19 protein-coding genes and 1 riboswitch are annotated in these 21376 nt (G+C 70.2%); of the genes, 14 read left to right on the top strand and 5 right to left on the bottom strand.

The window, feature by feature from the left end; genetic code table 11:
* The first annotated feature begins 141 nt into the window (after positions 1 to 141).
* Positions 142 to 267: riboswitch (FMN riboswitch) on the top strand.
* A gap of 82 nt (positions 268 to 349) precedes the next feature.
* The 4 genes from QM711_RS14825 (at position 350) to QM711_RS14810 (ending at position 5252) form a co-directional block, all read left to right on the top strand.
* Positions 350 to 1114, top strand: a complete 765-nt coding sequence (locus QM711_RS14825) for an ABC transporter permease (protein WP_415100656.1) — start codon at positions 350 to 352, stop codon at positions 1112 to 1114.
* Positions 1115 to 1123: 9 nt separating this feature from the next.
* Entirely contained in the window at positions 1124 to 2179 is a 1056-nt protein-coding gene (locus tag QM711_RS14820; protein WP_415100654.1) for an ABC transporter substrate-binding protein, read from the top strand.
* A gap of 155 nt (positions 2180 to 2334) precedes the next feature.
* Complete coding sequence (locus tag QM711_RS14815) at positions 2335 to 4593, top strand: sensor histidine kinase (RefSeq protein ID WP_415100652.1); 2259 nt, start codon at positions 2335 to 2337, stop codon at positions 4591 to 4593.
* Positions 4590 to 5252, top strand: a complete 663-nt coding sequence (locus QM711_RS14810) for a LuxR C-terminal-related transcriptional regulator (RefSeq protein WP_415100650.1) — start codon at positions 4590 to 4592, stop codon at positions 5250 to 5252. The genes QM711_RS14815 and QM711_RS14810 overlap by 4 nt, the downstream gene beginning before the upstream one ends.
* Before the next feature lie 6 nt (positions 5253 to 5258).
* Here the strand turns inward: QM711_RS14810 and QM711_RS14805 are convergent, their stop codons facing one another.
* Positions 5259 to 5915: a transglycosylase SLT domain-containing protein gene (locus QM711_RS14805; protein WP_415100648.1), complete on the bottom strand. Its 657-nt coding sequence runs from the start codon at positions 5913 to 5915 to the stop codon at positions 5259 to 5261.
* A gap of 245 nt (positions 5916 to 6160) precedes the next feature.
* Positions 6161 to 6406, bottom strand: coding sequence for a PLDc N-terminal domain-containing protein (locus QM711_RS14800; protein ID WP_415100646.1), 246 nt, complete (start codon positions 6404 to 6406; stop codon positions 6161 to 6163).
* Positions 6407 to 6455: 49 nt separating this feature from the next.
* Between QM711_RS14800 and QM711_RS14795 the strand changes: the two genes are divergently transcribed.
* The 5 genes from QM711_RS14795 (at position 6456) to QM711_RS14775 (ending at position 11583) form a co-directional block, all read left to right on the top strand.
* Positions 6456 to 7547: an AMP-binding protein gene (locus QM711_RS14795; protein WP_415100942.1), complete on the top strand. Its 1092-nt coding sequence runs from the start codon at positions 6456 to 6458 to the stop codon at positions 7545 to 7547.
* Positions 7548 to 8426, top strand: a complete 879-nt coding sequence (locus QM711_RS14790; RefSeq protein ID WP_415100644.1) for a 1,4-dihydroxy-2-naphthoate polyprenyltransferase — start codon at positions 7548 to 7550, stop codon at positions 8424 to 8426. It begins immediately after the preceding gene.
* Complete coding sequence (locus QM711_RS14785) at positions 8427 to 9395, top strand: o-succinylbenzoate synthase (protein WP_415100640.1); 969 nt, start codon at positions 8427 to 8429, stop codon at positions 9393 to 9395. It abuts the gene before it with no gap.
* Positions 9392 to 11002, top strand: a complete 1611-nt coding sequence (menD, locus tag QM711_RS14780) for a 2-succinyl-5-enolpyruvyl-6-hydroxy-3-cyclohexene-1-carboxylic-acid synthase (RefSeq protein ID WP_415100638.1) — start codon at positions 9392 to 9394, stop codon at positions 11000 to 11002. The genes QM711_RS14785 and menD overlap by 4 nt, the downstream gene beginning before the upstream one ends.
* Before the next feature lie 83 nt (positions 11003 to 11085).
* On the top strand, positions 11086 to 11583 hold the full coding sequence (locus QM711_RS14775) for a GNAT family N-acetyltransferase (RefSeq protein WP_415100636.1): 498 nt from the start codon (positions 11086 to 11088) through the stop codon (positions 11581 to 11583).
* A gap of 38 nt (positions 11584 to 11621) precedes the next feature.
* Here the strand turns inward: QM711_RS14775 and QM711_RS14770 are convergent, their stop codons facing one another.
* On the bottom strand, positions 11622 to 13313 hold the full coding sequence (locus QM711_RS14770) for a TM0106 family RecB-like putative nuclease (protein ID WP_415100634.1): 1692 nt from the start codon (positions 13311 to 13313) through the stop codon (positions 11622 to 11624).
* The gene (locus QM711_RS14765; protein WP_415100632.1) at positions 13313 to 14017 is read right to left on the bottom strand and encodes a demethylmenaquinone methyltransferase; all 705 of its coding nucleotides are present in this window, start codon (positions 14015 to 14017) and stop codon (positions 13313 to 13315) included. The genes QM711_RS14770 and QM711_RS14765 overlap by 1 nt, the downstream gene beginning before the upstream one ends.
* Positions 14018 to 14133: 116 nt before the next feature.
* Between QM711_RS14765 and QM711_RS14760 the strand changes: the two genes are divergently transcribed.
* The 3 genes from QM711_RS14760 to QM711_RS14750 all read left to right on the top strand — a co-directional run bounded on the left by QM711_RS14760 (position 14134) and on the right by QM711_RS14750 (position 18110).
* Entirely contained in the window at positions 14134 to 14796 is a 663-nt protein-coding gene (locus QM711_RS14760) for an ABC transporter ATP-binding protein (RefSeq protein ID WP_415100630.1), read from the top strand.
* A complete protein-coding gene (locus QM711_RS14755; RefSeq protein ID WP_415100628.1) occupies positions 14793 to 16505 on the top strand; it encodes a DUF6297 family protein in 1713 nt (570 codons plus the stop codon). Before QM711_RS14760 ends, QM711_RS14755 begins: the two co-directional genes overlap by 4 nt.
* Before the next feature lie 393 nt (positions 16506 to 16898).
* On the top strand, positions 16899 to 18110 hold the full coding sequence (locus QM711_RS14750; RefSeq protein WP_415100626.1) for a glycerophosphodiester phosphodiesterase: 1212 nt from the start codon (positions 16899 to 16901) through the stop codon (positions 18108 to 18110).
* Positions 18111 to 18271: 161 nt separating this feature from the next.
* Here QM711_RS14750 and QM711_RS14745 read toward each other — a convergent pair whose 3' ends face one another.
* Entirely contained in the window at positions 18272 to 19522 is a 1251-nt protein-coding gene (locus tag QM711_RS14745; RefSeq protein WP_415100624.1) for an isochorismate synthase, read from the bottom strand.
* A 176-nt stretch (positions 19523 to 19698) separates the two neighbouring features.
* Here QM711_RS14745 and QM711_RS14740 point away from each other — a divergent pair, with 176 nt between their 5' ends.
* Both QM711_RS14740 and QM711_RS14735 read left to right on the top strand, forming a co-directional pair.
* On the top strand, positions 19699 to 20961 hold the full coding sequence (locus QM711_RS14740; RefSeq protein WP_415100622.1) for a geranylgeranyl reductase family protein: 1263 nt from the start codon (positions 19699 to 19701) through the stop codon (positions 20959 to 20961).
* A gap of 16 nt (positions 20962 to 20977) precedes the next feature.
* On the top strand, positions 20978 to 21337 hold the full coding sequence (locus QM711_RS14735; protein ID WP_415100620.1) for an NADH-quinone oxidoreductase subunit A: 360 nt from the start codon (positions 20978 to 20980) through the stop codon (positions 21335 to 21337).
* Positions 21338 to 21376 lie beyond the last annotated feature (39 nt).

Here is a 21376-nt window from a genome sequence, read left to right as displayed (position 1 = left end):
CCCCCTCCCTAACTACCTGTGCCCTCCCGCAGGTGGGAGGGCACAGGTAGTTAGGGAGGGCCTTTCGGCGGCGGGCGGGGGAGCGGGACCAGAACCGGACGGCGGACGACGTCGGGCTGGACGGGCATATACTGACCGGCGATTCGTGCTCCGGGGTCGGTGTAAGTCCGAACCGGCGGTGACAGTCCGCGACCCGCTGCGTGCAGTGGTTGATCCGGTGGAATTCCGGAACCGACGGTGAAAGTCCGGATGGGAGGCAGCACGGACGGCGGTCGTCGACGACGTCCGTCGTCGTTGGCGCATTCTCCTGCGCCGACCCCGGAACGCGTGGACGCGGACCGGAGGAGACATGACACGGCTGAGCCCACAGCGGCGGCGCTTGCTCGCGCCCGCGCTGCTCGGCGTCGTCCTGCTCGCGCTCTGGGCACTCGCGGCCGCGTCCGCGTCCCCGATCCTGCTGCCCGGGCCGGGCCGGGTGCTGGGCCGGCTCCTCGAGGACGCCGTCACCGGCACGCTGTGGCCCTATCTTGCGGTGACTTTCGGCGAGGCACTCGGCGGGTGCCTGCTGGGCACCGCGGCGGCGCTGCCACTCGCGGTGGCGATCCATCGTTCGGTGTGGTTCTCCGATGCCGTCCAGCCGTTCCTGGGCGCCACCCAGGCCATCCCGGCGATCGCGCTGGCTCCGCTGCTGGTGCTTTGGGTCGGTTACGGGCTGGTCCCGGTGATCGCCCTCTGCGCCCTGATCGTGTTCTTCCCGATCCTGGTATCCGCCGTAGTCGGACTGCGAATGGTCGACCGCGAGGTGGTCGACGCCGCCCGCATTGACGGCGCCGGCAGTTTCGCCCTGCTGCGCCACGTCGAGGCCCCGCTGGCACTGCCGTCGCTGCTGGCGGGGTTCAAGAACGGTTTCGCGCTGAGCGTCACCGGGGCTGTGGTGGGCGAGATGGTGATGGGCGGCAGCGGCCTGGGCACCGTGCTCACCGTGCAGCGGGACGCCGTCGACACCGCCGGCATGTTCGCCACCATCGCCTGGCTCTGCCTGATCGCCGCCGGCGCCTATTCGTTGATCACCTGGTGGGAGCGCCGCTCCGCCATCGTCGAAGCCCTGACCTGAGGAGTTCTCATGCACCCCGAAGCACCCATTCCCAAAATCCCGGCACGCCTGCATCGCCGCACCCTGCTGGGCACCGCGTTCGCCCTCGGGCTGGCCGGCTGCGCGGCCCCGGCCGCACCGAGCGGTTCGCCCAGCGCTTCGGCGTCCGCCACCCCGCCCGCGCGGGCCACGATCGGGCTCAGCTACATCCCCAACGTGCAGTTCGCGCCGTTCTACGTGGCGCAGGCACAGAACCTGTTCGCCGGTGTCGGCGCCAGCGTGACCCTGCGGCATCACGGCGCCACCGAGGGACTGTTCACCGCGCTCACCTCGGGCAATGAGGACTTCCTGGTCGCCGCCGGCAGCGAGGCGATGCAGGCGCGCGCCGAGGGCGTGGACGTGATCGCGGTGGCCGCCTACTACAAGCAGTTCCCGGTGGAGGTCATGGTCCTCGGCAACTCGCCGATCCGCACTCTGGCCGATCTCAAGGGCCGCTCGTTGGGCGTACCGGGCCGCTACGGAGAATCCTGGCTGGCCGCCCGGGTGGCGCTCGCCACCGCCGGGCTCACCGAATCGGACGTGAAGATCGTCGAGGTCGGCTACACCCAGGTCGCGGCGCTGACCACCAAGAAGGTGGACGCCGTGGTGGGCTTCCGGACGAACGAGCTGGTGCAACTGCGCGCGGACGGAGCCCAGCCCCGCGCCCTGCCGGTGGCCACCGGAACCGTCCCGCTGGTCAGTACCTGCCTGCTCACCTCGTCCAGCTACGCCAAGGCGCACCCGGAGGTGGTCCGGCAGGTGGTCGCCGGCACCACCAAGGCGATCGAAGCGACGGCGTCCGACCAGAAGGCGGCGATCGACATCTCGGCCACCCAGATCCCGGGCTGGACGGCGTCCGCGCGGTCACAGAACGAGGCCGTCCTGGCCGCCACGGTCGAGTTGATGGCACTGACCGATGGACGCTTCCAGCCGGCCCTGGACGCCGGTCAATGGCAGGCGATGGCGGATTTCCTGGACCGCTCCAAGCTGATCGCGAAACCGGTGCCCGCGGCGGACGCGTTCACCAATGCGTACGGGGGCGCGTGACTCGCTTGCGGGAGTGAGCTCCCGGACGCGCAGCGGCGCGTCTGGCAAGACCCGGCCGTCCGATGGCAGGATGACCCCATGAAGGGCGCACCACCGAACGGATTCGTGCGCGCCCACACCGCATCCGCTTGTCCTGGGGACGGCCGGTTTCGCTGGTGACTTCTCGGGCAGTCACGGGCTACCTGGGCAGGGCCGATCCTGCCCGGGGGGCGAGCGCGACTGGATTGCGGCTCGGACTGGCCCGAGCGGTGGCGTTGACCTGTCTGGCGACCCTGGTGCCCGCCATGTTCATGGCCTTCACCCAGCTGCCGAACCTGCACCCGTTGTGGCTGGCCATCGTCGGTGGCGGGGTGATCGGGTTCACCCTGCTGATGCCCATCTACGCCTGGTCGCTGGGCGACGTCCGCTGGCTGTGCGGTGCCTACGCACTGGTCAACCTGGTGGGCATGGCCACCTGGGTGTGGGCGTGGACGAGTCCACGAACCGCCGTTCATGCGCCCTGGCTGTGGATGTGCCTGGGCGTCGCCGCGGTCTGCGCGGCACTGGCCACGACGGTGAAGATCGGGTTCGCCTACACGGCCGTGGCCGCGCTGATCTTCGGGGCCGTCCGGATGACCCGTTCCGGCGGTGATCGGGACGCGCTCGAGGCGGTCCAGGACGTTCTCACCCTGCTGGTGCTGCCCACCGCGCTGCTGTTGCTGATCCGCTTCTTCGCCCACGCCGTCGACGAGCTGGACGCGACCACCATCGATTCGCAGCGGGTCGAGGCCAATCACGCCATCGACCGGGCGCTTCAGCAACAGCGCACCGTACTGGACGGCATCATCCATGACCGGGTGATGACGACGCTGGTCGCGGCCGTGCAGACCGACCAGCCGCGCGGCGAGGTGGCCGACCTGGCCCGGACCGCTCTGGAGGCCTTGACGGACGCCGGCGCGCCCGCCGACGGTGAACAGCGGCTGACGGTGAGTCAGCTGGCCCGGCTGGTCGAGGACATGGTCGAGCCGGTCTGCCCGCAGGCGAGTGTGGTCGTCGATCCGACCGCGGAGGACTTCGAGCTGAGCGCGTCGGTGGCCAGCGCGTTGGGCCAGGCGGCCCGCGAAGCGGCGTTCAACGTAACCCGTCACGCCGAGGCCGAGACCGTCACCATCACCGTGTCGGCGCGCCGCGAACGCCGGGATCGGCAGGTCCGCGTCGACGTCCGCGACGACGGCAAGGGCTTCGACCTCGACGAGGTGCCGGACAACCGGTTCGGGATCAGGGTGTCGATGAACGAGCGGCTCAGTCGCATCGGGGGCGCGGTCGACATCATCTCCCGACCCGGCGAGGGCACCCTGGTCAGCCTGATCTGGGTGGGGCGCGAGTCGCAGACCGGAGAACCCATCTCGCGGCGGCGGGTGTCCGAGGCGTTGCGCTCGGTGCTTCGGGTCGAAGTCTTCCTGTTCCTGGTCTGGCTGATGGTCGGCGTTCAAGTGCTGGTCGGGTTGCTGTCGGCACTCACCGAACCTGTGGTGAACCCGCTCACGTTGGCTGCCCTGGCGCTGGCGTTGCCGGCCACCGGCCTGGCGCTGTGGCGTGCGGGGGTACGCCGACTCGGCGCCTGGCAGGCGATCCTGGTGGTGGCGTGCCTGGCCACCATTGCGCAGTTGGTGCATATGTCGGTCCCGGCGAGCGAGGCACTCGGCTACGGCCTGTGGCACAGCACGGTGGTGATGGTCTTGTTGATCACCGTGCTGGTGCGTGATCGCCGGGCGATCGCCTGGGTCGGGCTGGTCATCTTCCTCGCGCAGGCGATCCTGTGGACCTACGGCAGCCCGCTGGGTGGCTACGTCGTGCTCAAGGTGGGATTCGGGCCGTTGCTCTGGCTGGCGCTGGCAACGGTGGGTCTGGGCGGCGTCCGGTCGATCGGCGAGCAGCTGGTCCGGGTCCGCAGCGCGTCCCGGAAGAACACGCAAGCGATGGCCGAGAGCTTCTCCACCTTGGTGCTGCGTGAGGTGTGGCTGACCGAACTGCGCGAGCAGATCGGCCCGCTGCTGACCAACCTGGCCGACCCAACGCATCAGTTGAGCAACGAGGAACGTGACGCCTGCCGCGTCCTGGAGGGCCGGCTGCGGGACGCCCTGCGGGCCAGCAACCTCGTTTCACAAGGGGTGTCGGACGCGATCCAGGCCGCCCGCCGACGGGGTGTCGAGGTCGTGCTGGTCGACAACCGGGGCTCCAAGCTGCCCGAGACGGTGCGCCGTGAGACCCTGCGCCAACTCGAACAACTGGTTCGCGCGTCCACCAGCGGACGAATCGTCGCGCGGACGGCACCCGAGGGCTACGCGGACGCGGTCACCATTCTTCGCGTGGACGCCGAGCGTAACCTCACTACGATTGACGAGGCCGGCACAGTGACTGTGAGGAAGACATGACCGATACCGCCATCATCCGGACCGCGATCATCGACGATCACGAGGCGATCCGGCTCGGGGTGGGCGCGGCGCTGCAACACCATGCAGCAGGTCACGTGAGCGTGGTCAGTTCGCACGAAACCGTGGACGAGTTCCTGGCCGACGCCGTGGACGCCGACGTGGTGATGCTGGACCTCTCGCTGGGCGACGAATCCGACCCCAAGGACAATGTCGAGCGGCTGGCCGACGTGGGCTACCGCATTCTGGTCTATTCGATCGCCGACAACATCCGGCTGGTCCGCCGTGCCCTCGCCGGGGGAGCGGACGGCGTCTGCCGCAAAGCCGAACCCATCGCCCAAACCATCGAAGCCCTGGAATCGGTGGCCAACGGGCAGATGGTGTTGTCGCAGGAGATCCTGGCCGCGATCGAATCGGACACCACCTATGTCGCGGCCAGCCTCGGCCCGCGGGAGCGCCAGGTGTTGTCGCTGTATGTGGCCGGCCTGGAGATTCCCGAGGTCGCCCAACAGCTCTACATCACCGAGAACAGCGTCAAGGAATACCTGAAGCGCATCCGGGTCAAATACACCCAGGTGAACCGGCCGGCGAACAACAAACTGGAGTTGTTCCGGCGAGCGATCGAGGACGGGATCATCCCCCCGGTCGAACGCAGGAACTGACCGGGCTCAGTACCAGCCCGCGCCGCTCTTGAAGCCCCAGGCCGCGCACGGCGTCCCGTAGCGCTGCTTGATGTACTTCAGCCCCCATTTGATCTGGGTGGCGGGGTTGGTCTTCCAGTCGTCGCCCTCGGTGGCCATCTTGGTGCCGGGCAGCGACTGAGGGATGCCGTAGGCGCCCGAACTGGGGTTGGTGGCGTTCCACTTCCAGCCGGATTCCTGGGTGAAGATCTTGTTCAGGCAGCTGAACTGATCGGCGCCCCACTCGTACTTCTCCAGCATGATCTGCTTGGCGATGTCGCGCGGGTCGGTCTTCTTCGGGTCGTAGCCGATCTTCTTGACCTTGTCGGCGTAGCGGACCTTCTTCTCGGCGGCTGCTCGGTCCTTCAGGAATTGTGTCGCCTGTAGCGCGCGAGCCCGCGTGGCGATGTCGAGTTGCACCTTGCCGAGAGCGGCCTGGCGGTTGTTGAGCGCACGGGTCAGCTCGGGCAGCGCGGCGGGACGTTCGATGTCCCGGGAGGCCTGCTCGTCGCGGTCGGTCGGCGGGGCCGATGGGCTGGCGGTTTCGATCGGTGCCGGCGGGTCGGCGAGCGCCACGCCGGGGAATCCGGCGGTCAGGGCGAGGGTCGCGACGACCCCCAGCACGGGACGAACGAGTCTTGGCACCAGTCGAGGGTGCCACACGATTCCCGAACGGAGAAACTCGCGGGTGCGGTCCTCGGACAACGCTGAGCCAGTCTTGGGGTGGTCTTGAGGTTCGCACCGCGGGAGCGAGAAGGTCTCGACAAGCTCGACCGACGGAGCTGGCTGGGTTTCGACAGGCTCGGCCAGCGGCGGGCGGGAGGGGCCTCGAGACGCTCGACCAACGCGGACGAACTGGTCTCGACAACCTCGACCGGCAGGCTCCCGAGCTAGAGGCCGCGCAAGAAGTCCGGGTCGTCGTCGGGGGCTCGCGGACGGCGCGGCGGCGGCTGCTGGCGCCGGGGACGTCCAGCGATCAGCCAGGCGACGGCGCCGACACCCGGCAGCAGGATGATCAACGCCACCCACAGCCAGCGCGGCAGCACCCGGACGCGATCGGGGTCGGCCTGAGCGACCTCGACCAGGCAGTACACCACCAGCAAAGCCAGCAGAACCACCGGAAGAACTCGACCCATGGCACCAATCTACCCGCACCTGAGCGGCGGTTAGGGTGAGTGGGTGCGCATGCGGGTGATCGGTGGTCCGGCTGTCCCGGACGCCGTTGCCGGGGTCCTGGGGGACGAGGCGGCGATCGTCGTGGTCGCCGACGAGGCGTCCGTGCCGGAGTCCTGGAACCTCGGTGTCGGCCCGCTCGAATTCCAATCCGGGGTGCTGATCGGCACCTCAGGCTCGACCGGCGAGCCGAAGGGGGTCCTGCTCCCGGCCGCTGCGTTGCGGGCGTCCGCCGAGGCGACGCATCGCCGGCTGGGTGGTGCGGGGAACTGGGTGTGTCCACTGCCGCTGCACTATGTGGCCGGGTTCATGACTGCCGTCCGGGCGAACCTCGCCCGAGCGAGGGTGAGCGTGGTGCCGTCCGACCTCTCCGAACTGCCCATCCAGCAGGGACGCAACTACCTCTCGGTGGTGGCCGCGCAGTTGCACCGCGCCCTCGACGATCCGAGTGTCATGGCGGCGATGACCAGGTACGACGCCGTGCTGATCGGCGGTTCGGCGATCCCCGCGCCGCTGCTCAGCCGGGGACGCGACGCCGGGATCAACCTGGTTGCCACCTACGGCATGGCCGAGACCTGCGGCGGCTGCGTCTACGACGGGGTGCCGCTGGGCGGCGTCCGGGTCGGCATCGGCACCGACGAGCGGATCGAGATCGCCGGCGACTGCGTCTTCTCCGGCTACCGGCTCGACCCGGACGCCACCGCCGCAGCCCTGCGCAGCACTCCCGACGGCGTCCGGACCCTGCGGACGCAGGACCGGGGCAGTTGGTCAGACGGCCGGCTGCAGGTGCTCGGACGACTCGACGAGGTGGTCATCACCGGCGGCGTCAACGTCGACCTGGGCCGGGCGCAGCGGGCTGCCGACACGGTCTTCGGGCCGGGCGGGTTGGCGCTGTTCGGCGTCCCCGACGATCGCTGGGGCACCCTGATCGTCGCGCTCACCGAACTGCCGCTGACCGTGGACGACTGCCGCGCTCAACTGGCCGGACGCCTCGAGCCGTCCGCCTTTCCCCGCCGGCTGCGCCGGGTCGCTGGCCTGCCCCGAACGTCCACTGGCAAGATCGACCGGCGGAGCCTGCACCGGTTGTGGGCCGAAGGGAGCTGAGTGGCGACGGCGGGTCAATGGCTGGAAGGCGCCCGGGTACGGACCCTGCCGGCCGCGGTGTCCCCGGTGCTGGCCGGCAGCGGGATCGCCGCCTTCGAGGACGACTTCGGCGTGCTGGCGGCGTTGCTCTGCCTGGTGGTCGCCCTCGCGTTGCAGGTCGGTGTCAACTACGCCAACGACTACTCCGACGGCATCCGCGGCACCGACGCAGACCGGGTCGGACCGATGCGCCTGGTCGGTTCCGGGGTCGCCACCCCCACCAGCGTGAGAACTGCGGCGTTCGCGAGTTTCGGGGTCGCTGCCGTAGCCGGACTGGGTTTGGTGGTGCTCAGCCAGCTGTGGTGGCTGCTTGTGGTCGGGGTGGCCGCGATCGCCGCGGCCTGGTTCTACACCGGCGGGCGGCGTCCCTACGGCTATCTGGGGCTGGGGGAGCTCTTCGTCTTCGTCTTCTTCGGGCTGGTCGCCGTCGGGGGCACGGCGCTGGTCCAGGTCGGGCACACCACGGCGGCGACCTGGGCGGCGGCGGTCGCCATCGGCGCGCTGGCCTGCGCGATCCTGGTCGCCAACAACCTGCGCGACCTGCACGGTGACGCCGCCGTCGGCAAGCGGACGCTGGCGACTCGGCTCGGCGACCGGGGCACCCGGCTGTTCTTCGTCGGCCTGGTGCTGGTGTCGGTGGTCGCTGTGATTGTGCTGGCGTCGTTGACCACCTGGTGGGCACTGCTGGGGTTGCTCGGGGTGATCCTGCTGGCCGGGCCGGTGCGGCTGGTGCTTTCCGGGGCGACCGGGCGGGCGCTGATCGGAGTGCTGAAGCTGGTCGGTCTAGGGGAACTGGCGATGGCCGCCGGCCTCGCCCTCGGCCTGGCGATCGGGGGCTGAGTGGCCGGCGACGCACGGCTCGTCCACGAGTGGTGGACCTACGATTTGCCGCTGACCACGCGGTTCCGCGGCATCAACCGGCGGTCGGGGATGCTGATCCGAGGCGCCTCAGGCTGGGGCGAATGGAGCCCGTTCCCCGAGTACGCGCGGCCCGAGATCGACGCCTGGTTGCGGGCCGCGGTCGAGGCAGCGACGCTCGGCTGGCCGGACGCCGTCCGCTCCCGGGTGCCGGTGAACAGCATCGTCCCCGCGGTGGACGCCGAACGCGCCGGTGCGTTCGCGCTGTCCGGCGGCTGCCGAACGGCCAAGGTCAAGGTCGCCGAACGCGGCCAGACGCTCGCCGACGACCTGGCCCGGGTGGAGGCGGTGCAGGACGCCTTGGGGGCGTCCGGACGGGTGCGGATCGACGCCAACGGCGCCTGGAGCGTGGACGAAGCTGTCCGGGCGCTGCGTGAATTGGCGAGGTTCGACCTCGAGTACGCCGAGCAGCCGTGCGCGAGTGTCGAAGAACTGGCTGAGTTGCGGCTGCGGCTGGCGCGGTCGGGGATCGACGTGCCGGTGGCGGCTGATGAGTCCATTCGGCGCTCTGGCGATCCCGAGCAGGTCGCGGCGCTGAACGCCGCCGATGTGGCGGTGCTGAAGGTCCAGCCGCTGGGCGGCGTCCGGGCCTGTCTGGAGTTGGCGGAGCGGCTCGGGCTGCCGGTGGTGGTGTCGTCGGCGCTGGAAACCTCGGTCGGCATCGCGGGCGGCGTGGCGCTCGCCGCCGCGTTGCCGGAACTGCCGTACGCGTGCGGGCTGAACACCGTCGCGCTGCTCGCGGCTGATGTGACGGATCGGCCGCTGGTAGCGGTGGACGGCATGATCGAGGTGCGCCAGGTCGCGCCCAGCGGCAATGATTGGCGGGCAGCGGACGAACTGGACCAGTGGTGGCGCCGGCGGCTGTCCGAGACGGAAGAAGGAACCAGGTGAGTTCGTCGGTGTGCGCCGGCACGATCGTGGCGCAGCTGTGCGCGCAGGGCGTGACCGAGGCCGTGCTCGCGCCCGGATCGCGCAGCGCCCCGCTGGCGCTGGCGTTGGCCCAGGCCGAGGCCGACGGACGGCTGCGGCTGCACGTCCGCTTCGACGAGCGCAGCGCCGGCTTCCTGGCGCTCGGGCTGGCGAAGGCATCCGGACGCCCGGTGCCGGTGGTGACCACGTCCGGGACGGCGGTCGGCAACCTGATGCCGGCGGTGCTGGAGGCCCACCACGGCGGCGTTCCGCTGCTGGTGCTCAGCGCCGACCGGCCGGCATCCCTGGTCGGTTTCGGCGCCAACCAGACCACCGATCAGTCCCGGCTCTTCCAGCCGTTCGTCCGCTGGTCGGCGCGGGTGTCCTCGGAGGCTGCGGCGGCGTCCTGGGCTGCTCAGGCGGCCCGCGCCTGCCTGCTCGCCGCCGGGCTGGGCAGCCGGAACCCCGGACCGGTGCACCTGAACGTCGAACTGGACCAGCCGCTGGTGGGGGAGGTCGCGTTGCCGTCGCTCCGGCCGGTCACCCAGGAGCCGGCGGGTGCGGTGAACGCCGCGGCGCTCGCCCCAGGGCCGCGGACGGTGGTGATCTGCGGGGACGCGTCCGCAGAGGTCGGACGGCAGGCCGCCCGGTTCGCGTCCGGAGCCGGGCTGCCGTTGGTGGCCGAGCCGTCCAGCAACGCGCGGGTCGCCTCCTTGCGGACCGGGCGGCTGCTGCTTGGTTCTGCTCTCGCCGACGAACTCGAGCGAGTGGTGGTGTTCGGCCGGCCGACCCTGTCGCGTCCGGTGAACCGGCTGCTGGCCAGGGACGATGTCGAGATCGTCGTGGTCAGCCCCGGTCCCGAATGGCCGGACGCCGGCTGGCGGACGGCGCGGGTGGTGCCGGGGTTGTGCGCCGCCGGGTCGCTGGCGTCCGACGGCTGGCGGGACCGCTGGCAGGCCGCTGATCGTGCCCTGTCGGCGCAGGTCGACGAGGTGCTTGCCGGGCAGGACGTGCTGACCGGGCCGGCGGTGGCGTCCGCCGTCGTGGAATCGGTCGACGACGGCATGCTGATGCTCGGCAACAGCCAGCCGATCCGGGACGCCGACCTGGCCGAGGGCAGCGCTGCCCGGGTGTTCGCGAACCGGGGCCTGGCCGGCATCGACGGCACCATTTCGACCGCGGTCGGGATTGCGTGGGCATCCGAGCGGCCACTGACCCTGCTCTGCGGCGACCTGACCTTCCTGCATGATGGCAACGGGCTGGCCGCCGGGCTGGGCGAGCGCCGTCCGGATCTGCGGATCGTGGTCGCCGACGACTCCGGCGGCAGCATCTTCGCCACCCTCGAGTACGGCGACGCACGCTACGCCGCCGCTTTCGAACGGGTCTTCGCAACGCCCCCCGGCATCGACCCGGTCCGCCTCGCCGAAGCCCACGGCGTCCCGGTCCGCCGAGTGGGTGACCTCTCGGCGCTCAGCGACGCGCTGCGCCGTCCGATCAAGGGTCTGGACGTCGTGGTCGCCACCGTCGACCGGGCCGGCCGCCGCGCGCTCAACGACCAGCTCAACGCCCTCGCCGACCTGATCACCTGACTGGAGTGCCGCGTACCGCCTGGCATGCTCGGACACAGCGACGTCGCCCGTCGATCGGCAGGCGATCACCCCTGGAGGACGCCGTGAGCCGCACCCACGCTGACCGTCGGCCAGACGGCCCGATCCGTGACATCGAGATCCGGACGGCGTCCGAGCACGATCTCGACGGATTGCGCAGCGTCTACCGGCGGGCCTCGCTCTCCAACGCCAGCGACCGGGACGTGCTGCTCGCCAATCCGCAGTACCTGGAGTTCGACGGGTCGGCGCTCGGACGTGGGACGACCACGCTGGCGACAGTCGGCGGCACGATCGTCGGCTTCGTCACCGTCACCCACGACGACCCGGATGACCCGGAGGTCGACGATCTGTTCGTCGACCCGGACTGGCAACGCCACGGGATCGGACGCCTGCTGATGCGCTCCGCCGTCACGACGGCCCGCGCACAGGGGCACCGGGTGCTGGCGGTCACCGGCACTCCGCACGCGGAGGCGTTCTACCGCTCCGTCGGATTCGTCAAGATCGGGGAGGCCGCCACCGAGTTCGCTGTGGCACCCAGGTTCCGGCTGATGCTGGACAACTGAGCCCGCAACTCCCCAGCGGCGTCCGGACGCGGATCGGCTCAGTCGAGCGAACGCAGCCAGTGCCGCACATGCCAGGTGGCCTCGACATCGTCCTCGTTGTACTCCAGCACCCGCTGCCGGGCGGCGGCGCGCGACTCGGTCGTCTCGCCGCCGACCGCAGAGTCGAACCAGGTCTGGCTGTTGAGCCCGCCGGGTGCCTCGTCACGCCAGCGGAAGCCGGCGGCCCTGGTCGCGACGACCTTGAGCCCGAGGCCCTGGGTGCCGAAGAAGTGCGTGCGGATCAGGGTGAACAGGTCGACGAAGTGCAGCCGCGCCCAGGTCACTGCCCAGTCCAGTACCTCGTGCCCGCTCGCCGACGCCAGTCGCAGCAGGCGCACCACCTCGTAGTCGGAGTAGTGGTAGACGCGGGCGTCCACACCGCCCACCAAGTCGCGCAACCACCCCAATGCCTCCGTGGCAAGTTGCTGCTCAGCCGCGTCGTCCAGGGTCTCGAACGCACTGAAGTGCCGGTAGTAGTGCGAGCCGTCACGGGCGTCGCTGACCGCGAAGCCCCACAGGTAGACCCGGTCGTCGGCGGACGTTTCGATATCCAGGTCGATCTCGAGCGTCGCACCAGGGACGTCGATCGTCCCCTCGGTGACCCGGTCGAAGTCGACCCCGCGCTCCATCAGGACGGCGCGTCGCCGGGCCAGCCGCAGTCGGTCTTCGGCACCGAGCCGGTGGGTCACCCGGGGCAGGTAACCGGGCAACAGCGCATCGAGGTCCGCGGCGGCCAACTCGGCCACCGTCGCCACCCCGAGTTCGCGCAGCACCTGGATCTCGAACACGTCCAGCGGCGATTTGGAGATCCGCAGGCTGAGGTCGTCGTCGTCCAGTTGCGGACGGCACACGTCCCACCACTGGCACCAGCCGCACTCCCGGTTGGCCACCGGCAGCAGCGCCGGCGGGTCGCCGGGTTCCAGCGCGGACGCGACCTGGGCGATCTCGATCCGGAAGGTGTGCTCGACGTCGTAGCGAGCCAGCGCCGAGACCGGCTCCGGGGCCGTCACCACCCCGGAGGCGACCGGTTCGGACGGCGTCGCCCGCGGGCTTGGTGGCAGCACCGGTGCACCGAGGTCGACCCAGGACAGTACCCGGCCCAGCCCGGGCAGTTCGTCGGTGCCGACCACGGCGGCCAGCGGTGCGGCGGCAGCGTGCTCCAGCGCCTCCAGCATCCGCCGGTAGTGCGCCAGTTGCAGCAGGTCGTTCAGCCGCCAGGTGTGCCGGAACCGGTGACCCTCGAGCACCTCGCGGCGCAGCGGGTCCGTCAACGACGACCAGGTCAGCCGCGAACCGCCGCCACGCGGATCGGTGACCCGGTGCGATTTGATCTCGGCCGGGTGGTAGCCGCCGGCCGGGTCGCGCAGCAGCAGGTCGGGGCGTCCGCTGCGGTGGGCGTCGAAATCGCGGGGCAGCAGCGGCCCGATCAGCACCTCCACCCCGGACGCCATCGCTGCCAGCGCGGCCTGTTCCTGCTCGGCGCTGGTCCGCTCGGTCAGGGCGCGACAGTCCAGCACCGAGCCGGCGAAGCCGGACACCAGCTGCGCGAGCACGTCGGCCTGGAAGGCGATGCCGCCGTGGAACACCTCGCGCAAGCCCTCGTCCGCGACGGGCAGGCTGAATCCGGGGTGGAAGGCGTTGTGGGTCTTGACCGGACAGCTGCGGGCGGCGTAGGCGTCCAGGGCGAACATCAGGCGCGGCCGCGGTGCAGCGCGACGATGCCCCCGCTCAGGTTCTGCCACTCGACGTCGCGCCAGCCGGCCTGCGCCAGCGCGTCGGCCAGCGCCGGCTGGGTGTGCCAGGCCCGGATCGATTCGGCCAGGTATTCATACGCCACCGGGTTGGACGCCGACAGCCGCGCGACCAGGGGCAACACCCGCAGCGCCACGCCGTGGTAGGCGAGCCGCAGCCAGGCCGCGGTCGGGGTGGAGAACTCGCAGATCACCACCCGGCCGCCAGGTTTGGTCACCCGGCGCAGCTCGGCCAGGGCGGACGCAGTGTCTTCCACGTTGCGCAACCCGAACGAGATGGTGACGGCGTCGAACGCACCGTCGGCGAACGGCAGGGCCAGCGCGTCGGCGTTCACGAAGGCCAACTCGGGCTGCCGCTGCTTGCCGACCTGCAGCATGCCCAGGCTCAGGTCGGCGGGAACCACCAGCGCGCCGGCGTCGGCGAACGGCTTGGACGAGGTGCCCGTCCCGGCGGCCAGGTCGAGAATGCGCTCACCCGGCTCCGGAGCGACAGCGGCCACCGCAGCCCGCCGCCAGACCCGGTCCAACCCACCGGTGAGCAGGTCGTTCACCAGGTCGTACCGGGCCGCCACGCCGTCGAACATCTCGGCCACATCGGCCCGGCGCTTGGCCAGCGTCGCCTTCGCACCCCTCGGATCACCCACGGGCCATAGCCTGCCACGCCCCGCCGACACCACACGCGCAACGGACGCCGCTCCCGCCGGCCGGGTCGGCGCGGACGATTCGGGCGTCCTTGGCAACGTGGGGGAGAATCCTGCCCATGGCCAAACGCAGCACAGTGCTCAAGGTGGCCGGGCTCAGCAAATCGTTCGGCCCGGTGACCATCGTGGACAACTTCAACCTTGAGGTCCGCGAGGGCGAGGCGATCGCGCTGACCGGCCGCAACGGGGCCGGCAAGTCCACCATCCTGCGCTGCCTGGTCGGCGCCGACACCCCCGACGAGGGCACCGTCGAGGTCAACGGCGTCCGGATGAGCGAGACCAACCCGGCGATCCGGCGCGACGTGGCGACCGTCATCGACGACCTGGACTTCTTCCCCGACCTGTCGGTCGTCGAGCACCTCGACCTGCTGGCTCGCGCGCACGGCGTCCCCGATCCCGAGACGGCGGTCGACGAGGTGCTGCATGAGGTGCAGCTGGTCCCGCAGTCCGGGCAGCTGCCCGGCACCCTCTCGTCCGGACAACGCCGACGGCTGGCGTTGGCCACCGCGTTCGTCCGGCCGCGCAAGCTGCTGGTGCTCGACGAACCCGAACAGCGGCTCGACGTCGAGGGCGTCGACTGGCTGGCGGAGCGGCTGGCCGCCGAGCGTAACCGCGGGCTGGCGATCGTGCTGGCCAGCCACGAACCGAAGCTGGTCGATGTGGTCGCCACCCGGATCGTCCGGATCGGTGCGGACGTGGTGGCGGACGAGGTCGGCGCGTGAGCAAGAAGTCCCGCAAGCTGATCCGATCCGCGGCGGCACCCGCACCGACGCCCGCTGCCGAGGTGGCGCCGGCCCAACCGGAGCCGCCGCGGACCTTCTGGTTCCTCCCGGACGCCGCGCCCGAGCCGGTCGACGAACGCGACCTGCACACCGCGATGAAGCAGTGGCGGCACGGCCGCGCCACCCGGTCGATCGGCGAAGCCATCCAGAACGCCTACGTGGCCATCTTCAGCGTGCTGATGATCGGCGCGATGATCGCGAACCTCGTGCTCAAGGCCCAGTCGACGATGGCCAGCTGCGCCACCGACACCTGCATCTCGGCCCGCACCCTGGTGCCTTGGGCAACCTGGTTCGCGGTGCTCGGACTGGCGATCGGGGTGGCCCGGCTGTTCGGCCCGGTCCTGGTCTCGGCGGCTGAGGGCTTCTGGCTGATGGACGCCCCGATCGAGCGGGCCCGGCTGCTGTCCGGACGGCTCCGGCTGGCCACCGTGGCCACCGGCGTCCTTGCTGCGGTGCTTGGCGGGCTGACCGCCGCGTTGAGCGGATCCAGCCTCGTCGAGATCGGGCTCTGGGCGCTCGCGGACGGCCTCGGTGCCGCCGCGGTGACCGCTTTCGCCGCCGCTGAGCAGACCCGGGAACGCGCCGTCGTCACCCGTATCGTCCAGACCGTGCTGGCGACGCTGGCGCTGGCAACGCTGCTACTCACCGTCGCAGTCGCCGCGGGCTGGCTGCCGCTGGCCGTCCCCACCGGCGTGATCACCCTGGTGCCGGCCGCCGCCGCCGCGCTGGCCCTGGTGCTGCTGGTGGTCGAAGTGATCGCCGCCGGACGCCGGCTCAACCTGATCCGGCGGGCCCGGCTGACCTCCGGTGGCTCGCTGGTCGCCGGCATGCAGGGCGCCATGTATGCGCTCGACTTCGGTTTGATCCGCGACATCGTGGTCGAGCGGGCGGCCGTCGAACGCGGCCATGTCACCCCGACCGCCGGACGCGGCGAGGGACTGCAGGCGTTGCTCTGGCGCGACCTGCAGCGGCTGCGCCGATTCCCGCGTCCGCTGGTGGCGCTGGCGGCGTCCGTGGTCGCGCCGTACGCCATGGACGCCCTCGGCCTGACCACGGTGAACCCGTTCGTGTCGGGGTTGATCCTGGTCGCGGTCCTGGTCCCGTTCCTGTCGACGTTGCGGGTGCTGACCCGCACCGGCGGTCTGGCCCGGCTGTTCCCGTTCCGGACGTCCCAGGTGCGCACGACCGCGATGGTGGTACCGCTGTTCTTGGCACTGGCCTGGCAGATCGCGACGGTCCCCGCCTTCGTCGGCATCACCTCCGGTGGAGCCGAGCGTCCGGTTCTGGAGGGGGTGGCGATCGCCCTGGTCACCGGGCTGGCCGGTTGGCTGGGTGCCGTCCGCTGGGTGACGGCGAAGAAAGTGGATTTCAACACCCCGATGGTGGCGACCGAGTCGGGCGCGGTGCCGCCGGCGCTGATTCTCAACCTGTTCCGCGGCCTGGACATGGTCGCGCTGATCACTGCCCCGGTGATGCTCGGGGGCTCGCCGTTGTGGTCGTTCGCGCTGGCCGGGATCGCGTTCATCTTCCTGCGCGGCACGTTCAACATGGACGAGATGAAATCCCAGCAAGAGGTGCTGAACCGAGAGAAGGAAGCCGCCAAGAAGGCGTCCGGGCAGAAGATCAAGGTGCAGCGCCCGACCCGCTGAGGCGCCATCCGTCCACTTCGACCGACGTCGCCTGCGTTAGGGGACATTGCCTGCGTTCAAACACAGGCGATGGACCCGAAGGCAGGCGATGTGGTCGCTGGCGCGCCTAGGACGGCAAGCGTGGCCCTGGAGTCAGGCGCCCTTCGCTTTCGGCCGGCGAGGCCGAGGTAGTCGAAAACCTCGTTGGCGTCCTGGTATCCCCCCGCCGTTCCCGTTCCGGACGTCTCAGGTGCGCACGACCGCAATAGCGGTGCGCTGATTACTGCCGGCGATGCTCGGGGCTCGCCGTTGTGGTCGTTCGCACTGACCGGGATCGGCTCCGGTTGTCCGCAGGGATGGATTAGCATCTAGCTTGTCCAAACACCCCCGATTCGGACTTTCCGGGAGACAACAATGCCCCGCTCCCTGGCGCGCCTTTTCCTGCCCATTTGCATAGTCGCACTAGCGCTGTGCCCACCGATGTCCACGGCACGGGCGCAGAATGCCCCGCTGCCGCTGAAGCCGGCCGCTCCAGCCATGCCGATCGTGCAGGCCCACCGCGGAGGTTCTCCGGCCAACTCGCTGGCCGCGCTGGAAGCCTCGATCAGACTCGGCGTCGGTGAGCTGGAGATCGACGTCCGCCGCACGTTGGACGGCGTGCTCGTGCTCCACCACGATGCGACGACCGGGAAGACCTGTGGCAGTGCAGGGGTGAGCATCGCCGAGACCTCGTGGGCCGTCGTGTCGGGGATCCGCTGCGCCGGCCAACCGATCCCTGCTCTCGACAACGCGTTGTCGCTGGTCAGAGCGTCGCACCAGTCGCTGATGGTCGACATCAAGCGCGCTCCGGGGGAGACCGACAACAGCCTGGCGGACTTCACGCGCCAGGTGGTGACGGCGTTGAAGCGGCACGAGCTGGTCGAACGCACTCGGTTGTCCAGTTCGGAATGGACCGTGGTCGCACCGGCCGCTCACCATGCGCTGCCGTCGATCCGGGTGGCCGCCGGCGAGGTGAACCCGAGCCTGAAGCGAGTCAAGCTGGCCGCCGGCCTGGGGATCGCCGAGTACTCGATTCCGGCTGCTCGCGCCGACCTGTTCCTGGTGCGATTTCCCGCTCGCTACTCAGTGGGCGTGACGCTGTGGGGCATCGACAACGATCAGCGACTTCGCTATGCGGTTGATGCCGGCTCCCGCTACATCACCACCGACACACCGGAATCGGTGGTTCGGCTCCTGCGATCGACGACCGTTTCGCAACTACTGGCGCATCGACGGGTCACCACGACCAAACGGGCGGCAGTCACCGTATTGTCTGCCACGCTCAAACCCAATGCTCGCCGTTACCCCGTGGTGCTGGGCGGCGCGGTCCCGCTGGCGGCCCGCGAGCGGCTGGTGGACATCCAACTCAAAGTGGTGATTACCCAGGGCGACAAGAAGGGCCATCTTCGTATCGGCGGGCCCAACCTCGCCGTCCGCGACGATGTCGTCGTGAAGATGCCGAAAGGATCGAAAACCTTCACCCTTTCTCAGTCGGTGGGGGACAACAACCAGTTGAGGATCTACACCACGAGCGAGACGGCGAAGGTCAAGGTGCAGGTCGTCGGCTGGCGGACGCTGACCTTCTGAGTCGACGAATCGGGGTGATCGCGACCACCTCCGGCGCGCGCCGAGCGACCAGGAGCCGCGGGACGCAAGAAAGGTCGGCTTCGGCGCCGACCCTGTTGGGTCGGTGCGATCGCGGAGGTGCCGTCTCGACGGGGTCACAGGCTCAGTTCAGAGCCTCAAATTCAAAGCCCCAATGCTCCGAGCATGGGCAGCAGTTTCGCCTTCGTCTCGGCGAGTTCCTCCTCGGGGTCGGAACCCTCGACGATGCCGCAGCCGGCGAACAGGTCGATCCGGGAGGCGTCGGCGGCGTCCACCATGCCGCACCGGAGCGCGATCGCCCATTCACCGTCCCCGCGCGAGTCGATCCAGCCGACCGGCCCGGCGTAGCGGCCGCGGTCCAGGCCCTCGAGCTCGGCGATCGCGGCCCGGGCCACCGCGGTCGGCGTCCCACAGACGGCGGCGGACGGGTGCAGCGCCGCCGCCAGCCGGAGTGCGGACGCCTTCTTGTGGGCGACCGCGGTGACGTCGGTGGCCAGGTGAAGCACGTTGGGCAGTTCCAGCACGTAGGGCGATTCCGGCACGTTCATCCCCGAGCACAGCGGCGCCAGCGCCTCGGCGACCGACGCCACCGCGAGTTCGTGCTCGCCCAGGTTCTTCGACGACCGGGCGAGCGCGCCGGCCAGCTTCAGGTCGGTCTCCTCCGAGCCGCTGCGCCGGATCGTCCCGGCCAGCACCCGGGAGGTCGCCAGTCCACGTTCGCGCCGGACCAGCATCTCCGGGGACGCGCCGACCAGGCCGTCCACGCTGAACACCCAGCATCCCGGGTAGCCGTCGGTCAGGGTGGTCACCAGGTGCCGCACATCGATCGGTTCGGACGCCGTGGCGGTCACCGCACGGGCCAGCACCACCTTCTCCAGGCCGTTGCTCTCGATCCGGTGGACGGCCTCGGCGACCCGGCGCTGCCAGCGTTCCTCGTCCGCGACATCGGCGAGCACCCGGACGTCCTTCGGTGGGCGTGGGGACGGGGTCTCGACAAGCTCGACCAGCGGGGTCTCGACAAGCTCGACCAGCGGGGTCTCGACAAGCTCGACCAGCGGGGTCTCGACAAGCTCGACCGACGGGGCCTCGCTGACCACAGTCAGCCAGGCATGACCGTCCCGGCGTCCGACGATCACCCGGGGAACCACCAGCCGCGAGACGCCGGCGGTGTGTCCCGGATCGAAGGTGAACGAGCCGAACGCGACCGGCCCCGAGCCGGCCACGCCGGTCACCTCCGAGCTGTGCTCGACACCGGCCATGAACCGGCTCCACCAGTCGTCGGCCTCGGCCGGCCCGGCCACCTCGACCTCGGCGAATCGGCCGATTCCGACCATTCCCTCGCCGCGCCGCAGCCAAGCCACGGAGCCCTCGTCCACAAGGTATTTTGCCAACATTCCTGGATCGTTAATAGCGATGGTACGGGCGTAAGCGGGGGCCGCGGAGGGCGCTGGGATCACCCGCGCAGCTTAGTCACCGGCACCTCGCGGTCCGGAATGGCTGTCATGTCCTTTCGTGCCTAGACTGGCGGCGGCGCCCCTGGCGCAAGGACCCATATACGACGAGGAGTGGCATGTCCGAGGTACTGGCGGACGTCGTCGTCGTGGGGGCCGGACCGGCCGGGGCCACCACCGCGTGCTGGCTCGCGGACCGGGGTTTGAGCGTCGCGCTGCTCGAGAAGAGCAGCTTCCCGCGGGACAAGGTCTGCGGCGACGGCCTGACCCCGCGAGCCACCAAGCAACTGCTCCGGCTCGGCATCGACGTGTCCGAGGACGCCGGCTGGCTACACAACAGGGGCCTGCGGGTTTACGGCGGACGTGCCGAGCCGTTCCACATCCCGTGGCCGGAGCTGGCCGAGTTCCCGTCCTTCGGCCTGGTCCGCAAACGTGCCGATTTCGACGAGTTGCTGGCCAATCACGCGGTCGGTAAGGGCGCCACCCTCTACCAGCAGGCGAACGTCAACGGCGCGGTCATCGACGACCGCAGCGGTCGGATCACCGGCGTCACCACCAAGGACGGCCGTACCTTCCGGGCCCCGATCGTGGTCGCCGCCGACGGCAACTCCTCCCCGGTGGCCAAGGCGATGGGTCTGCTGAAGAACGCCAAGCGCCCGATGGGCGTCGCCTGCCGCACCTACTTCACCTCGCCGCGGCATGACGACGACTGGATGGAGTCCTGGCTCGAGCTATGGGACGGCAAGCCGGGGGAGTCCGACCTGCTGCCCGGCTACGGCTGGATCTTCGGGATGGGGGACGGCACCTGCAATGTCGGGCTGGGCACCGTGGCCAGCACCGCCACCTCGCAGAAACTGAACTACCGCGACCTGCTGCGCCGCTGGCTCGACAACACCCCGGCCGAGTGGGGCTTCAGCACCGACAACCAGGTCGGCGGGATCGCGTCCGCGGCCTTGCCGATGGCGTTCAACCGAAAGCCCGCTTACACCCGCGGGCTGGTTCTGGTCGGCGACTCCGGCGGCATGGTCTCGCCGTTCAACGGCGAGGGCATTCCGTACGCGATGGAGGCCGGTGAAGCTGCCGCCGAGGCGATCGCCCGAGCCCACGCCGAAGGGGTCGGGACGCCGGCCGCCGAGAAGGCCCTGGCCGGCTATCCGGCGCAGCTCGCCGACGAGTGGGGCGGCTACTTCCGGCTCGGCCAGACCTTCGTGAAGTTGATCGAGCATCCTCAGGTGATGCGGCTGTGTACCCGGCACGGACTGCCCCGGCCGGTTCTGATGCGATTCACCATCAAGTTGTTGGCCCACCTTTACGACACTCGAGAAGGTGATTGGATGGATCGCACGATCCACTCACTGACGAGGATGGTTCCCGCGGCATGACCGGACGGAGGCAAGGATGAGTCCCTACATCCCGATCCTGGGAATCATGGCGCTGGCCGCCGCATTCCTGGTGGTGTCGGTGGTCGCCAGCCTGCTGGTCGGGCCGCGCCGCTACAACCGGGCCAAGTACGACACCTACGAGTGCGGCATCGACGCCACTCCGGCGGCCGTCGGCGGTGGCCGGTTCCCGGTCAAGTACTACATCACCGCGATGATGTTCCTGGTCTTCGACGTCGAGGTGGCCTTCCTCTACCCCTGGGCGGTGGCCTTCGACAACCTGGGCGTCTTCGGCTTCGGGGCGATGATGATCTTCCTGGTCGTGCTCGGCGTCGCCTACTTCTACGAGATTCGCCGCGGCGGCCTGGAATGGGACTGAGCACGATGACGGCACGCGACGCGATCACCGCACGGGGGG

This window comes from Micropruina sp., from assembly GCF_047602385.1.
Classification (GTDB): Bacteria; Actinomycetota; Actinomycetes; order Propionibacteriales; family Propionibacteriaceae; genus Micropruina.
The sequence above is the reverse complement of the archived record's forward strand: the minus strand, read 5'-3'. Positions and strand labels throughout refer to the sequence as shown.